Annotated in this window: 13 protein-coding genes; 5 read left to right on the forward strand and 8 right to left on the reverse strand. The window is 32.7% G+C overall.

The window, feature by feature from the left end:
• Window positions 1-38: 38 nt before the first annotated feature.
• Window positions 39-1532, reverse strand: coding sequence for a YfcC family protein (locus HM984_RS00140; RefSeq protein WP_179347634.1), 1494 nt, complete (start codon window positions 1530-1532; stop codon window positions 39-41).
• Window positions 1533-1588: 56 nt separating this feature from the next.
• Between HM984_RS00140 and HM984_RS00145 the strand changes: the two genes are divergently transcribed.
• Window positions 1589-2263 (forward strand): uracil-DNA glycosylase, encoded by a 675-nt coding sequence (locus HM984_RS00145; RefSeq protein WP_179347635.1) that lies wholly within the window; start codon window positions 1589-1591, stop codon window positions 2261-2263.
• A gap of 325 nt (window positions 2264-2588) precedes the next feature.
• Here the strand turns inward: HM984_RS00145 and HM984_RS00150 are convergent, their stop codons facing one another.
• From HM984_RS00150 to HM984_RS00170, 5 genes are all read right to left on the reverse strand, one after another.
• Complete coding sequence (locus tag HM984_RS00150) at window positions 2589-3443, reverse strand: substrate-binding domain-containing protein (protein ID WP_179347636.1); 855 nt, start codon at window positions 3441-3443, stop codon at window positions 2589-2591.
• Window positions 3444-3478: 35 nt separating this feature from the next.
• On the reverse strand, window positions 3479-4351 hold the full coding sequence (locus HM984_RS00155) for a nucleoside phosphorylase (RefSeq protein ID WP_115808934.1): 873 nt from the start codon (window positions 4349-4351) through the stop codon (window positions 3479-3481).
• Entirely contained in the window at window positions 4341-5282 is a 942-nt protein-coding gene (locus HM984_RS00160; protein WP_179347637.1) for a DUF1835 domain-containing protein, read from the reverse strand. Before HM984_RS00160 ends, HM984_RS00155 begins: the two co-directional genes overlap by 11 nt.
• A gap of 5 nt (window positions 5283-5287) precedes the next feature.
• Window positions 5288-5617 carry a translation initiation factor gene (locus HM984_RS00165; protein WP_115808932.1) on the reverse strand — a complete coding sequence of 110 codons (330 nt, stop codon included), beginning with the start codon at window positions 5615-5617 and terminating at the stop codon, window positions 5288-5290.
• A 77-nt stretch (window positions 5618-5694) separates the two neighbouring features.
• Window positions 5695-6645 (reverse strand): isopenicillin N synthase family dioxygenase, encoded by a 951-nt coding sequence (locus HM984_RS00170; RefSeq protein ID WP_179347638.1) that lies wholly within the window; start codon window positions 6643-6645, stop codon window positions 5695-5697.
• 146 nt (window positions 6646-6791) lie between these two features.
• On the opposite strand from HM984_RS00170, the gene HM984_RS00175 reads away from it, so the two are divergent.
• The gene (locus HM984_RS00175; protein WP_179347639.1) at window positions 6792-8792 is read left to right on the forward strand and encodes an alpha-ketoacid dehydrogenase subunit alpha/beta; all 2001 of its coding nucleotides are present in this window, start codon (window positions 6792-6794) and stop codon (window positions 8790-8792) included.
• 85 nt (window positions 8793-8877) lie between these two features.
• On the opposite strand, the gene HM984_RS00180 is transcribed toward HM984_RS00175, so the two are convergent.
• Window positions 8878-10170, reverse strand: coding sequence for a dipeptidase (locus HM984_RS00180; RefSeq protein WP_179347640.1), 1293 nt, complete (start codon window positions 10168-10170; stop codon window positions 8878-8880).
• 108 nt (window positions 10171-10278) lie between these two features.
• Between HM984_RS00180 and HM984_RS00185 the strand changes: the two genes are divergently transcribed.
• Window positions 10279-12582 carry a T9SS type A sorting domain-containing protein gene (locus HM984_RS00185; protein ID WP_179347641.1) on the forward strand — a complete coding sequence of 768 codons (2304 nt, stop codon included), beginning with the start codon at window positions 10279-10281 and terminating at the stop codon, window positions 12580-12582.
• 435 nt (window positions 12583-13017) lie between these two features.
• Window positions 13018-13389 (forward strand): 3D domain-containing protein, encoded by a 372-nt coding sequence (locus tag HM984_RS00190; RefSeq protein WP_257018425.1) that lies wholly within the window; start codon window positions 13018-13020, stop codon window positions 13387-13389.
• Window positions 13390-13405: 16 nt separating this feature from the next.
• Here HM984_RS00190 and HM984_RS00195 read toward each other — a convergent pair whose 3' ends face one another.
• Complete coding sequence (locus tag HM984_RS00195; protein ID WP_179347643.1) at window positions 13406-13972, reverse strand: ExbD/TolR family protein; 567 nt, start codon at window positions 13970-13972, stop codon at window positions 13406-13408.
• Between the two features lie 136 nt (window positions 13973-14108).
• Here HM984_RS00195 and HM984_RS00200 point away from each other — a divergent pair, with 136 nt between their 5' ends.
• Window positions 14109-15623 carry a DEAD/DEAH box helicase gene (locus HM984_RS00200; protein WP_115808926.1) on the forward strand — a complete coding sequence of 505 codons (1515 nt, stop codon included), beginning with the start codon at window positions 14109-14111 and terminating at the stop codon, window positions 15621-15623.
• The last annotated feature ends 44 nt before the right edge of the window (window positions 15624-15667 follow it).

A 15667-nucleotide genomic window follows, 5' to 3' on the forward strand; every position in this document is an offset into this window, starting at 1 on the left:
CGTTTTTTAGAATTGCAAATTTAGGATATTATGTAATACTATAAGTATGAAGATACCGCTAATACGATTAAGGTGACAATTATTAATACTATAAACAATGGCATTATAAATTTTAGCCATTTACTAAAGTTGATTTTGGCAACTGCTAAGGATGCTAAAATTAATCCTGTAGGATTTACAAGATAAAATAAGCCTAATCCGTATTGGTATGTATTAACCACAACTTCACGACCTACACCAACAGTATCAGCCAAAGGAGCCATAATTGGCATAGTTAAAACAGCCATTCCTGAAGAACTCGGAATAAAAAATGATAACCCAGAATAAATGATGGTCATAACACTCGCAAAAACTCCTTTATTCATTCCGGTGGTAATATCGCTAGCGTAATACAATAACGTATCGCTTATTAAACCGTCTGTCATTAACACAGTAACACCTCTTGCGATTCCGATAATAAGTGCAACGCCTAAAAGATCACCAGCTCCTTTTACAAAGGTGTCTATAAAATCTGTTTCACTAATTTGAATAATGAATCCGATAATTATAGCGCTAATTAAGAATACAGTCGTCATTTCTACAAACCACCAATCTAAAATTGAAACACCGATAATCATCAGAATGAAACTACTCGTAAAAACAAACAAAGCCAATTTTAATCTCCAATTAAAATTAACATGAGATACATCTTTTAAAGTAAACAATTGTGCAATTTGCTCTCTTTGGTCGTAAATAAGCGATTTACTTGGGTCGTTTTTAACACGCTTAGCGTACCGCATTATATAAGCAATGGTAATCGTTAAACATAAAAAGAGCATGAAGATACGACCATATAAACCGGTGGTCCAATTAATACCAGCGGCATCACTAGCAATAATTGTAGAAAAAGGATTGATCGTAGAGCACATGGTGCCAATTGCAGAACCCAAAAAAATACTAGCAACACCAACAAGAGCATCATATTTTGCCGCTAAAAAAACAGGAATTAAAATAGGGAAGAAGGCAATGGTTTCTTCTGCAAAACCAAAAGTGGTTCCTCCTATGGCAACCAAAGAAGTGACTAGTATAATTAGTAAGGGTTCTCTTCCTTTTAAAACAATAGCTAGTTGTGCAATAGCGGCGTCAAAAGCGCCTGATTTGTTTAAAACACCTATTAAACCACCAATAATTAATACAAGGAAAATAATATCTGCTGCTTCAATAATACCTTTAATTGGAGAGGTTACAAAATCAAAAAAACTTTGTGGTTTAGGCTCTAGTTTGTTGTAAGTCCCAGGAATATTAATAGGTTTATAAATGTCGCCGTTAGTAAACTTTTCTATAGGAATTTTAATATTCAAATCATCTAAAGACGCCTGGGTTGCTGTTAAGCTTATTTCCTTATCTAGACTTAAACGTGTAAATTTGTTTGTTGACTCATTATAACTTAAAGTATCATATTTTCCCGCAGGAACAAACCACGTTAAAAGTGTTACTAATCCTGCAATTATAAATAATATGGTCTGTGCAGAAGGGAATTTTAGATTTTTCATTCTGAGTTATTTAGTAGTGAATTTAGATCTTAATAGGATATAATCTGTTTTAATATATGAATGTAAATATAGACCAAAGCTGGAAAACTCATCTTAATCCAGAATTTGAAAAAGCTTATTTTAAAGATTTAATGGCCTTTATAGTGCACGAATATAAGACGCATACTTGTTTTCCTAAAGCATCTGATGTTTTTAATGCTTTTAACCATTGTACTTTTAATGATGTTAAGGTTGTAATTATTGGTCAAGATCCATATCATGATGTTGATCAAGCAAATGGCTTGTCTTTTTCTGTTAATGACGGTATAAAACATCCGCCTTCATTAGTAAATATATTTAAAGAACTAGAACAAGATCTTGGAATTTCGTATCCTACAAGTGGTAATTTAATGTCTTGGGCAGATCAAGGAGTCCTACTTTTAAATGCAACGTTAACGGTTAGAGCACATGAAGCAGGAAGTCATCAAAAGAAAGGTTGGGAGCAATTTACAGATGCAGTAATAAAAACAATTAGTGCAGAGAAAACAAATGTTGTCTTTCTGCTTTGGGGAGGATTTGCTAAAAAGAAAAAGAAACTAATCGACACGTCTAAACATATTGTTTTAGAAAGTGGACATCCATCTCCGTTAAGCGCTAATAGAGGCTATTGGTTTGGGAATAAACATTTCAGTAAAACTAACTACCAGTTGGAGAAAGTTGGCGCGTCTGTAATTGATTGGAAACTAAAGTAGGCGATTTCTCAGTTTTAATAGGGTGGGGTAACCTATTGTCTACTTTTTTAGAAGTTTTGTTGCAACTAAAGATTAATAATAAAAAGTTAATAGCAACTAAGAAGGATAAAATTAGTATAATGTTTACGATCATATTTATCTATTTGGGTTATCAACAATATGGATGTAGAGGAAAACAAATGTAATTAAATTTTTGAAATATTGAAAATTATAGACCAAAACACTTTAACTTTTAATAATTATCTATCTAAATATTATGCTTTTAAAACGTCTTAAATGTTAAAAATTCAGATTTTATTCTTAAGCTTAATACTTAAGAGTAACGTTAAATTTCATGTATCAATTTAGAATAATCTACTTTCTCTGAAATAATTTTTAAAACATAAAGTTGCTCTTGTACATTATCTAGAGTCTCTTTGTCCATAACGGTTTGTGACCATTCTGTTAGTGATAACCATTCTTGAACATCTTCTAATTCTTGTCCGTAACGATTAGCAATGGTTTTGTCTATACTTGGTATAGATTTAAACTCGGAAGTTGTTTCGTTAATGATATTTAAAATCATTTTTAAATCTTCCGGATTATTGTCAATAAATTCTTGTCTAACGGCAATTACAAAGCATGGCCATGGTGATGGACAATTGTCAATACGCCTAAAGACTCCTTCATCTACAATTGGTTTAGTGGTAAATTTTTCCCACATAAAATAATCAGCTTGGCCTTCTGTTAAACCTTTTATGGCTCCATCTAGGTTTTTAATGACTTCAAAATTTAAGTCATCTTCTATATCCCAATTATTATTTTTGGCGTTTATATAGGCCATAAGGTGTGATCCTGACCCATATCTGCTTATTGCAGCTCTACTTCCTTTTATATCATCAATAGTTTTGAATTGCGAATCTGCAGCAACATGAATTCCCCAAATTAGAGGAGTTTCAACAAAAGTTTGAACAATTTTAGAAGGATTTCCTTCTATAATATCTTTAACAATTCCTTCGGTTAATATAACAGCCATATCAATTTCTCCAGATCGTAATGCTTTTGTCATAGCGCCAGTGCCACCATAATAATCATGCCATCTTAAATTGATGTTTTGGTCCTTGTACTCACCATCTTTAAGTGTTAAATACCATGCTAAATTAAAGTGTTCTGGTACTCCACCAATGTTTACTTTTTTCATTTTTATACTGAGTCCCTTAAAAAGAAAGGGGTTAATTAAATATTTACAATTCGCTCTAAGGCATACATAATTAATCTATCTACAACTTTTTTAGGGTCTTTACTAAAATCACCATTGGCTCTATTTGCAATAATAGCATTTAGCGATAGTGCCTCATGTCCTAATAATTTGGAAAGTCCATAAATAACAGAGGTTTCCATTTCAAAATTTGTGATTCTAAAATCCTTATAACTAAAGTTATCTAATTTAGTATTAAGGTTAGCGTCTTGTAACGGTAAACGTAATACACGGCCTTGAGGTCCATAAAAGCCACCAGCTGTACCTGTCATGCCCTTGTGGATCTGATCACCTTCAAAATACTTTTCTAAAAACTTACTATTATCAATTACAATTGGTCGCGCTTTATTTGAGTCCCAATTGGTATGTTTAATAAATTCATCTTCTACTTCAGGATTACTGATACCTTCAATTTGATAGAAATGTAGCATGCCGTTAATGTCTAAGGCATGTGTACTGATCAAAAAAGCATCCACCGGAATATCATTCTGTAAAGATCCCGAAGTTCCAATTCTAATAATATTTAGGCTTGTTAGTTCTTCTTTTACCTCTCTAGTTTCTAAATTTATATTAACTAAAGCGTCTAGTTCATTTAAAACAATATCAATATTATCTGGACCAATTCCTGTTGAGATAACCGTTAATCTTTTATCTTGATAATATCCTGTTTGTGTTTTAAATTCTCGCTTTTGAGTGCTGAATTCAATACTGTCAAAATGTGCTGTGATTTTTTCTACACGATCTTGGTCGCCTACAAATATGATTGTATCTGAAATATTTTCGGGTTTTAAATTTAAATGGTAAACACTACCATCTGGATTTAAAATAAGTTCTGAGTCTTTAATTGCCATTAAATATGGTTTTTATAAGTTTATTTTGCTTTATGTTAAATTGAAAACCTAACCGATTCACACCTCCGTAAACCATATTGTTATTTATTTCTTTAGCAAAGTTATTTTGTCCTAAAAGCGCTTTATGTCCTTTTCTATTGAGTGTGATTCCATCTTCATCTTCGGTAAAAAATAAATCTAATTTATCGATGATACGTGCTAATTGTATGTCGCCAAACCCATAATAACCTTGATAATTAAGACTGTAGCCTAAAAGATGATTTTTAGATTTTATAAAATTATCCTTTACAATAGTTAGAATATTTGCTTCTATAACGCTAAGCCCGCTTTTTTGATAAGGAAAACGTTCTAAATGTGCTTTTAAGCAATTACTCATATATTTAAAACTAGAGTTTTTAACAATATAAGGTTTTAGAATATTATGGTCTTTACCACAGTAGGTTCTCCACAAGGCGATGGCGATATCAATATCTTCTTTGGTTAACAGTATCCTTTCTTTATAATGTGATTTTAGTTGCTTAGGATTAAGTTCGTTTAAAGCTTTTAAACGTTTCTCGCCTTCAACACGTCCACTACATATTAAATAAAGCGGTTTATTCACATTCTTTTGATGCAACAGATTAATAACCCCTAATAAATTGATATGACAAAATAAATCATACTCAAACCAAAGGTTAATTTCGGTGTACTTATCAGTGTCATCTAATTTAGATAATTCTGTTAGAATTTCTCTAGTATTAACTTCAATTTCGTAAAATTCTTTTAGAAAATCAACTCGAAGTTTTAAAAAAGCTCTCGAGTTTATTGCAGGAATAGTTGGCCCCTCGCAAAGCATCTCTTGCCAGGTTAAGATATCTTCTTTAAAATCTAAGTCTCTTAAATAATCCGTGAGGTTATTACCATTGGTAATATGTAAACAATTTTTAGTCATAAGTATTAACCTCCTACACGTTTAACATTAAAGCCTTTATCTTTTAAAATTGACATTATTTTATCGCGATAATCTCCTTGAATAATTATTTTATCATCCTTAAAACTACCACCAACACTAAGTTTTGTTTTTAGCTCTTTTGCTAATTTTTTAAAATCTTCAGTGGCTCCTGTATAGCCTTCAAGAATAGTGATAGGCTTCCCTTTTCGCTTTTCATATTTGCAAATTATGGGGTCATCTTGAAGCCATAAATTTTCCTTCGCCGAATCAGAATCATCCGTATGTTCTGGTTCATGATCTGGAAAGAGATTTTTTAATTGGTCTTGTAAATCCATTTGTTCAGTCTTAAGTTCTCAGTATTCAGTATTCAGTTCTCAGTAGTTACTTGTAAACTGAAGCTGCATACTGCCAACTACTTTTTAATAAGGCCTAGCTCAATTAAACGTTCGTTTAAAAATTCGCCAGCCGTAATATCCTCAAATCGTTTTGGATTATCTTCATCGATACAGCTTTCTAAAACATCTAATTTCATTTCGCTTACAGGATGCATAAAAAATGGCATAGAGTAGCGCGATGTTCCCCAAAGTTCTCTTGGTGGATTTATAACACGGTGAATTGTAGATTTTAATTTATTATTAGAATGACGCGATAACATATCACCAACATTTATCATTAATTCGTCTGGTTCTGCAATAGCATCAATCCATTCACCATCGTTACGCTGCACTTGTAAGCCTCTGCCTTGCGCTCCCATTAACAACGTAATAAGATTAATATCTCCATGAGCAGCAGCTCTTACTGCGTTTTCAGGCTCTTGTGTAATTGGCGGATAATGAATTGGTCTTAATATAGAATTTCCATTGTGTATGTAATTGTCAAAATAGGTTTCTTCTAAATTTAGATAAAGTGCTAGAGCACGCAACACATACTTTGCTGTTTTTTCGAGCATTTGGTAGGTTTGCTTGCCAACTTTATTAAAATCGTCTAACTCTTTTACTTCAACGTTTTCAGGGTATTCTTTTCTGCGTTCCGCATCATCTTCAACATATTGCCCAAAATGCCAGAACTCTTTTAAATCTCCTTCCTTTTTACCTTTAGCACTTTCTTTACCAAAAGACACATAGCCACGTTGACCTCCAATACCTGGAATCTCATAACTTTCTTTAACGTCTAAAGGTAAATCGAAAAAATTCTTGACTTCACCATATAAGTTATCTACTAAGGTGTCATCTAAAAAATGCCCTTTTAAAGCTACGAAACCTATGTCTTCATAAGCTTTTCCTATATCATTTATAAATTTTTGTTTTCGTTTAGGATCTTCAGAAATGAAATCTTTTAAATCTACACTAGGTATTCTATCCATGGGATTTATGTTTAAATTTTTGTCAATATACAAATGTAACGATAATAGTGCTAAAAATTGAGTCTGAATTATTGACAATTTGAAGTGTTTAATGGTTTATTGAAGCAATTTTATTTACATTTGAAACATAAGAGAAATAACATTTTATGCCAACAATTACAAAAAGTAACATAGCCTACGACAAACGAAGTTTAAATAACCAAACGTTATTAAAACTCTACTATAACATGCTAAAGCCACGACTAATAGAAGAGAAAATGCTCATTCTTTTACGTCAAGGTAAAATATCGAAGTGGTTTTCGGGAATAGGCCAAGAGGCGATCTCCGTTGGTGTAACAATGGCTTTAAAATCAAGCGAATATATTCTACCGATGCACAGAAATCTTGGTGTTTTTACATCGCGAGAAATTCCGTTACATCGTTTATTTTGCCAATGGCAAGGAAAAGCAAGTGGATTTACAAAAGGTAGAGATCGTTCATTTCATTTTGGGACTCAAGAGTTTAATATTGTAGGTATGATATCTCACTTAGGACCTCAATTAGGAGTTGCAGACGGCATTGCCTTGGGGAACCTTTTAAAGAAAAACGGCAATTTAACAGCTGTTTTTACAGGCGAAGGAGGTACTAGCGAAGGTGATTTTCACGAGGCACTAAACGTTGCTTCTGTTTGGAGTTTACCGGTTATTTTTTGTATTGAAAATAATGGCTACGGACTTTCTACACCAACCAACGAGCAATATAATTGCAAGCATTTAGCAGATAGAGGTAAAGGTTATGGTATTGAATCCTTTATTTTAGATGGTAATAATGTTATTGAAACCTATACAAAGGTTCAAAAATTAGCCGAAAGCATTAGAAAGAGACCGCGTCCGATTTTAATAGAGTTCAAAACCTTTCGACGTCGTGGACATGAAGAAGCTAGTGGTACTAAATATGTACCAAAAGAGTTAATGGACGAGTGGGAAGCTAAAGATCCTATAGAGAATTATAGAAGTTTTTTATTTAGCAAAAAGATTCTCACGCAACAAATGGATGAAGCTTATATAGAAGATATTAAATCTGAAATAGATCTGGCTTTAGAGTCCGCTTATGCTGAACCAAATATAATTCCCAGTGAAACAACAGAATTAAGTGATGTATATAAACCATTTGACTATAAGGAATATACGCCAAGTAAAGAAACTACAGAATTACGTTTTATAGATGCCATTTCAGATAGTTTAAAACAATCCATGCGAAAGCACAAAGATCTTGTTATTATGGGACAAGATATTGCAGAATATGGTGGTGTTTTTAAAATCACGGAAGGTTTTGTAGAAGAGTTTGGAAAAGAACGTGTTAGGAACACTCCTATTTGCGAATCAGCAATAGTTGAAACTGCGATGGGATTATCGATCTCAGGAATTAAATCGGTTGTAGAAATGCAATTTGCAGATTTTGTGACTTCTGGATTTAATCCGGTAGTGAATTATTTAGCAAAATCATATTACAGATGGCAGCAAGAAGCTGACGTTGTTGTTAGAATGCCTTGTGGTGCAGGTGTGGCTGCAGGTCCATTTCACTCACAAACCAACGAAGCTTGGTTTACTAAAACACCAGGCTTAAAAGTCGTTTATCCGGCGTTTCCTTATGATGCTAAAGGCTTATTAGCTACAGCAATTAACGATCCTAACCCTGTGTTATTCTTTGAGCACAAGGCTTTATATAGAAGTATCCGTCAAGATGTTCCTTCAGATTATTTTACAATTCCATTTGGAAAAGCGGCCTTTTTAAAAGAAGGTGAAGCGGTTACGATTATCACCTATGGGGCCGGAGTACATTGGGCTTTAGAAACTCTAGATAAAAATGCTGATATTTCGGCCGATTTAATTGACTTAAGAACCTTACAGCCTTTAGATAAAGAGGCTATTATAAATTCTGTTAAAAAGACTGGTCGCGCGATAATTTTACAAGAAGATTCTTTGTTTGGAGGTATTGCTAGTGACCTTTCTGCACTATTAATGGAGGAGTGCTTTGAACATTTAGATGCCCCTGTAAAACGCGTCGCAAGTATGGAAACTCCGATTCCTTTTATTGGTCAGTTAGAAGATCAATATTTGGCTAAAGGCAAGTTTGAGAATGCTTTATTAGAGTTATTAAACTATTAAGGTTTGCTTTTTGATTATATAAAATTTATACAAAACACAAGAGCCAGCAAATTGCTGGCTCTTGTGCTTTTTAGTTTAATCCACTTTAAGATTGCATGTTCTTAGCCACAGCCTCAACGTCATCTAAAACACGTAATAAATTCCCACTCCAGAGTTGCTCTATTTGTGCTTCTGTGTAACCGCGTTTTACTAATTCTAATGTAACATTAAATGTTTCAGAAGCATCAGACCAACCTTCAATTCCACCACCACCATCAAAATCACTACTAATTCCTACGTGATCAATGCCAATTTTTTCGACTAAATAATCGATATGGTTTACAAAATCGTCAACATTTACAGCTTCCGGAAAACCTTCTATTTGGTTCACTTTTTCATTGGTAATGTCCATAACCTTTTTCCTGTTTTCTATAAATTCCATTTGAGTTTGTTCATCTAACTTTTTAAACTCACCCCAGTTGTACCAAGTAATACCTAAAGAATCAGTAACGCTTTTTCGGATATCTTCCATAGCTGCATTGCGAGTATCATGTTTTTCAGTATTCAAATAAGACGTAAAAGCAACTGTTTGTACAACGCCGCCGTTTTCTTTTAGCCAGCTTAATTGTTCATCATCTAAATTTCTACTGTGATTACATAACGCTCTTGCCGAAGAATGAGAAGCAATAATTGGAGCTTTACTTAATTCAATCATTTGTTTCATGGATTCTTTTGATGGATGCGAAACGTCAATCATCATTCCTACACGATTCATTTCTGTAATGACTTCCTTACCTAAATCACTTAAGCCATTATGTAGCCAAACATCATCACTTTCTCCTGTATTACTGTCACATAGCTGGCTATGTCCATTGTGCGATAATGACATATAACGTGCACCAAGATTATAGAATTTTTCAACATTACTAATATCTAAACCGATAGGATAACCGTTTTCTATTCCGATCATGGCTACTTTTTTACCTTTGGCATTAATACGTCTTACATCGTCAGAAGTTACAGCTAACTCTATATCGTTAGGAGCAATTTCTTCAACTAATTTATGAATGGCTTTAAACTTAGACATTGCATTATCATAAGCCTTTTTATAGCCTGCGTCATTTAATGAATCCTGACCTGTATAAACAATGAACCACGCCACATCTAATCCTCCTGATTTCATTTTTGGAAGCGTAATTTGTGTATCTAAATCTTGAGTATAGTTAAGTGTGTCTGTAAAGTTTTTTACATTAATATCACAATGTGTATCTAAAGTAATGACACGTTTATGTATTTCTTTAGCTTTTGCTATGAGTTCGTCTTCTTTAGGCGTTTCTGATTTGCAACTTACTGTAAGCGTAAGAATTAATCCAAAATAGAGTATTGATTTTTTATACATGGTTGATTTTGTTTTTTTAAAAATAACTAGAAATTAGTCTTAAAACAAAAAGACTATCATTAAAAAATCATTAAAAACCTTACTTTTATACCTAAAAAATTAGCGACAATGAAATTTAAACTACTTTTTGTATTTGTATTTATAAGCCTTATATCTTTTGGGCAACACATTCCAGATAACATAAAACCACCGAGTTGGAGTCAAAATAATCTCTCTGACTTAGTAGCATTTAATTTGCCTGCTTTCGATTTAAAAAAATTGCAAGAAGAGGATGCTATTAATGACCAAAATAAATCTAAGCCCTGGAGATTTGGGCATGATATTTACGTAGACCATAACTTTAATGATGTTGGTGAGTGGACTACGTTAGAAAACGGAGACCGTATTTGGAGAATGGCATATACTTCTAAAGGAGCGCATTCATTAAATTTTATGTTTGATGTGTTTAAGATTCCTGAAGGTGCAAAACTTTACGTTTACAATGACGAAAAAACGGATTTATTAAGACCTTTTACACACCATAATAACAATACTGAGGAAGTTTTGGGAACCTGGTTAGTTGAAGGTAATGCGGCATATATAGAATACTATCAGCCTGCTAATGTTATTGGCGACGCTAAAATTACGGTAGGTTCAGTAGTACATGGTTACCGTACGGCAAAAGCCTTTGAAAAAAGTTTAGGAGATTCTGGTAATTGTAATTATGATGTGGATTGTGATATTACACCAGCAAGTGATCCTTATGGTTTAAATACAGTAAAAGAGAATATAAAAACGTCAGGCGCTTTAATATTAAGAGGTGGTACAGACTGGTGTTCTGGTACATTAATTAATAATACAAATAATGATGGAACACCATATATTATGACCGCTAATCACTGTGGCGGTAGCGAAAGTACTTGGTCCTTTAGATTTAACTGGAGAAGTCCAAATCCATCTTGCGGAACCACAACTAATAGTACTGACGGCACATATAATCAAACAGTTAGTGGTGCTATTTTAAGAGCAAGTAGCTCAAAATCGGATATGGAATTGGTTGAAGTAATTGATGCTAGTTTCTTTGAAAATAACTACGATTTAGTGTGGGTGGGCTGGAATAGATCTACGACACAAGTACCTGCTGTGAATTTCGGTTTTCATCACCCAAGTGGCGATATTCAAAAAGTGAGTAGAAAAGACGGAGGTGTTTATAGAACGATTAATAATGATGGTACAGATGTTTGGCGAATTGAAGATTGGGATTTAGGCGTTACAGAAGGAGGTTCTTCTGGGTCTGGTTTATTTAACGAGACAGGTCATTTAATTGGCACACTTTACGGTGGTAGTGCGGCATGTAGTGGTGCTAATGATAACGGTGGCTATGATGTCTATGGGCGTTTTGATGTTGCTTGGGATTATGGCAGTACTGTGTCATCAAGACTGAGTGATTGGTTGGATCCTTCAAATTCTGGAATTGAAATATTAGATCAATATCCAACGCTACAGACATATGATATTGATGCTAGAGCAAGCGCAGGTTCTGATAATACCGCAGAACTTTGTGGAGAAGATTTTACACCACAAGTCACACTAATAAACTCAGGAGTTTTACCTCTAACTTCTGCAACTGTATCCTATTCTATAGATTCTGAGACAAGTACCACAATAAATTGGATAGGAAATTTGCTTAACGGTGAAAGTATGGTAGTGGACACACCAACGTATTCTAATCTAGGACCAGGAAGCCATTCATTTAATATTAATGTCTCTAACCCTAATGGTAGTGCGGATGAAAATACAGCAAACGATAGTTTTACTTATAATTTTAACGTATCACCAGCGTATGCAACAGCAACCGTTGTTTTCAATTTATTAACGGATAATTATGGTAACGAAACTTCTTGGAGTCTTGTAAATAGCTCTGGTACGATAGTGGATAGTAGACCAATTAATACTTACGATGATGACACACCTTACCAAGAAACTATAACGATTCCGAGTTTTAATGAATGTTATACATTTACAATTAGCGACTCGCAGAGTGATGGAATCTGCTGCGGTCCTTTTGGTAATGGTTCATATAGTTTAAAAGATGAAAATGATAGCGACATCATCATTGGAGGTACATTTACTGATAATGAATCTATAACATTTAGTGTTCAAGATCCATTAAGCATTACTACATTTAGTTTAGAAAATTCTATCAATTTATATCCAAATCCTGTTACTGACAATTTAAATATTGAATTAACTCATGTTAATGAAAACGTAAGTTATCAATTATATAATACTTTAGGGCAACAAGTAAGTAGAGGTAGTTTGGTATCTAATCGATCTCATAATCTGAATATGTCAATTTATGAAACTGGAATATATTTTATTAAACTATCTACCAATACAAGTTCAATAACTAAAAAGATTATTAAAAAATAAATTTTAAATTATTGATTATAAAAAAAGTCAGTTTCTTTAATAGGAAACTGACTTTTTTATTAGACCTAAGTTGAACTAATTCAAGTTTAAGCTCTAATGGTTTTTAGGTCATCATCTAAACTGTTAGATGTGTTGACGATTTTTGATAAAACTCTCATAATAATTGATTGATTGATTGATTGATTGATTGATGAAATTTAGTGTTATTACCTGTAACGTCTTTTTAGGTTCCAAGCAAAGCTTTTAGTTTCAGTCGAAGTACTAGATAATTGATTGTTGTTTAAAGTTCTCATAATTGTTGTTTTTTAATTGGTTATACTTAATAGACGATGAAATTCTTAATTTGTTACAGTACTATGCATAACATAATTCATTTTAACAAAATTTAATGATTTTCAATGTATCTTTATAGGAATGAAAACTAGATTCTATTTTATGATGATAATCTGTATTAGCTTGCACACTTGCAAAACAAATACAGATTCTACTTGTTATAAAACCACTTTAAAAGTAACTGCTACTGCTTATAACTCTTTAGCATACCAAACGAATTCTAACCCAAGTATTACCGCTTTTGGCGATAGTTTAAAACCTGGATTACGATACATTGCTGTGTCTCGCGATTTATTAGATTCTGGTTTAGTTCACAATACCAAAGTAAAAATTCAAGGATTTGATAGTTTATATATCGTTAAAGATAAAATGAACCGTCGTTATAAAAAGCGCATCGATATTTATATGGGAAACGATGTGAAAAAAGCAAAAAAATGGGGCAAAAAGAAACTCAAGATTGAGTACTGTATTTAAGCAAAAGATTCAATTCCTAATTAGATCGTTTTAGCATAATTTCAGAAACTATAAAAGGGTAGGCTTTTTGTACGTCTGCTAATTCAGTTTTGGTTAATTGATCTGGTGTTTTGTTATAGATTTCTTTGGCATAGCGCGTTCTTAAATCATAATACGCTTTAGTAATTTCATCTTGTACGGAAATAAAGCGTTCATATTTAGTTAAAGAAGCATGTTGTAAAGAAATTACAGCAACTTTGGGATGATCGGATGACTCTTGGGATTGATTGCCTTCACAAAAATCACAACTTCCAATTCCATTATTATCAATAAACGTTTCAACTATTCTTTTAACATCAGACAATTGAACAATAGCATCTTCAATCATAATTTCTTGATTTTCGTTCATTGAAATTCGCAATAAATTTCGTTCGGGAATATTAGCTATACAGTCAGCTGTATCGCAAATAGGTGGTAGTTTTCGTAAAATACCTTTGTCTGCAGAAATAGTTGTAGTCACTAAAAAGAAAATTAGTAACAAAAAAGCAATGTCTGCCATGGATCCTGCATTGACCGATGCAGAATGTCTTCTAAATGATTTCATAATATTTGATTTAAATGTTAATGGTATGTTAATCACAATAACGATACCAATCTTGTGAAATCTTGTTAACAATTCATTCCATAAACCTTTACAATGTTCTATTTTTGCAAAATTAACTAAGTGCTAAAATTATTTTATGTCGTCAGAAAACGGAACCATTCAACAAAATGCTACTGAGAAAAGTCTATATGATTATCAGATCAAAGACCTTAATCGCATTTTTGATGTAATGCGAGATGAATCTGATGATTTTAACCTCCTATATCAGTTACCAACAGGCGGAGGAAAAACAGTTATTTTTTCTGAAATCGTTAGGCGTTACGTTGAGCAACATCAAAAAAAAGTAATGATTCTTACACATAGAATTGAGCTTTGTAAGCAGACTTCTAACGTGTTATCTGGTTTTAATGTTAAGAATAAAGTAATTAATAGTAAGGTTAAAACGCTTCCAGACCAAGATGATTATCAATGTTTTGTAGCGATGGTTGAAACCTTAAATAATCGCTTATCAGACAAAGATTTCGAATTAAAAAATGTGGGCTTAGTTATTATTGATGAAGCACATTACAATTCGTTTAGAAAACTATTTAAGTTTTTCGAAAACTGTTTTATCTTAGGTGTTACAGCAACGCCATTGAGTAGCAATATTAAACTACCAATGAAAGATAATTATAACAAACTAATTGTTGGTGACGATATTTCAACCTTAATAAAAAATGGATTTCTTGCGAATGCGGAAGTTTCTAATTATGATGTTGGACTTACATCTTTAAAGATTGGTATTAATGGTGATTATACGGTGAAATCTTCAGAAGCATTATATACTAATAGTTTAATGCAATCTAAACTGTTGATGGCTTATGAAGAGATGGCGAAGGGCAAAAAAACGCTGATTTTTAATAATGGAATTTACACCTCTAAAGAAGTTTATCATACCTTTAAAAAGGCAGGTTATAATGTGCAACATTTAGATAATACCACCACTAAGCAAGATCGTAAAGATATTTTAAAATGGTTTAAGCATACTCCAGATGCTGTATTGTCTTCTGTAAGTATCTTAACTACAGGTTTTGATGAACCGTCAGTAGAATCCATAATTTTGAATAGAGCGACACGTTCTTTAACTTTATACTTTCAAATGATTGGTCGTGGTAGCCGAATTTATAAGGATCGAAAATCGTTTCAGGTTATAGATCTAGGAAATAATGAAGCGCGTTTTGGACCTTGGAATCAGCCTGTAGATTGGCAGCACATTTTTAAGCATCCCGATTATTATTTAGAAAACATTGTAGATGATGATTTATTAGAGCGCGATTTTGTTTACACTATGCCAGATTCACTAAAAGTGAAATTTAAAAAATCGTACACCTTAAATTTTGATGTGAAGTCAGAGTATAAAGAGGTGATTAGTGAAGGTAAAAAATCTTTTACTGTAATTGAACGTTCTATTGCTCAACACTCGCAAATATGTATTGATAATAGTGAAGATGTTTATGATGCTAGAGAGTTAATTAAAGATCTTCAAGATGAAATTGCTTATCGAATAAAACAGTACTGTTATTGTATTATGAATAGTACACAAAACTATAAAGACTGGTTATTTGAAGAGTATAATAGAAAGTTAAGAATTAGCTTTAACGGGAAGTTTTAACTTTTTTTTGTAAAGATTTCTATTTTTATATCTTTAATTTGAAA

It is taken from the genome of Winogradskyella pacifica, from assembly GCF_013403915.1.
Lineage (GTDB): Bacteria > Bacteroidota > Bacteroidia > Flavobacteriales > Flavobacteriaceae > Winogradskyella > Winogradskyella pacifica.

Bases quoted from the DNA above. Each gene is read 5' to 3' on its own strand.
- HM984_RS00150 (WP_179347636.1), bottom strand. From the start codon at position 3,443: ATGAAAAAAGTAAACATTGGTGGAGTACCAGAACACTTTAATTTAGCA.
- HM984_RS00175 (WP_179347639.1), top strand. From the start codon at position 6,792: ATGCCAACAATTACAAAAAGTAACATAGCCTACGACAAACGAAGTTTA.
- HM984_RS00170 (WP_179347638.1), bottom strand. From the start codon at position 6,645: ATGGATAGAATACCTAGTGTAGATTTAAAAGATTTCATTTCTGAAGAT.
- HM984_RS00200 (WP_115808926.1), top strand. From the start codon at position 14,109: ATGTCGTCAGAAAACGGAACCATTCAACAAAATGCTACTGAGAAAAGT.
- HM984_RS00180 (WP_179347640.1), bottom strand. From the start codon at position 10,170: ATGTATAAAAAATCAATACTCTATTTTGGATTAATTCTTACGCTTACA.
- HM984_RS00185 (WP_179347641.1), top strand. From the start codon at position 10,279: ATGAAATTTAAACTACTTTTTGTATTTGTATTTATAAGCCTTATATCT.
- HM984_RS00140 (WP_179347634.1), bottom strand. From the start codon at position 1,532: ATGAAAAATCTAAAATTCCCTTCTGCACAGACCATATTATTTATAATT.
- HM984_RS00160 (WP_179347637.1), bottom strand. From the start codon at position 5,282: ATGACTAAAAATTGTTTACATATTACCAATGGTAATAACCTCACGGAT.
- HM984_RS00155 (WP_115808934.1), bottom strand. From the start codon at position 4,351: ATGGCAATTAAAGACTCAGAACTTATTTTAAATCCAGATGGTAGTGTT.
- HM984_RS00190 (WP_257018425.1), top strand. From the start codon at position 13,018: ATGATGATAATCTGTATTAGCTTGCACACTTGCAAAACAAATACAGAT.
- HM984_RS00165 (WP_115808932.1), bottom strand. From the start codon at position 5,617: ATGGATTTACAAGACCAATTAAAAAATCTCTTTCCAGATCATGAACCA.
- HM984_RS00195 (WP_179347643.1), bottom strand. From the start codon at position 13,972: ATGAAATCATTTAGAAGACATTCTGCATCGGTCAATGCAGGATCCATG.
- HM984_RS00145 (WP_179347635.1), top strand. From the start codon at position 1,589: ATGAATGTAAATATAGACCAAAGCTGGAAAACTCATCTTAATCCAGAA.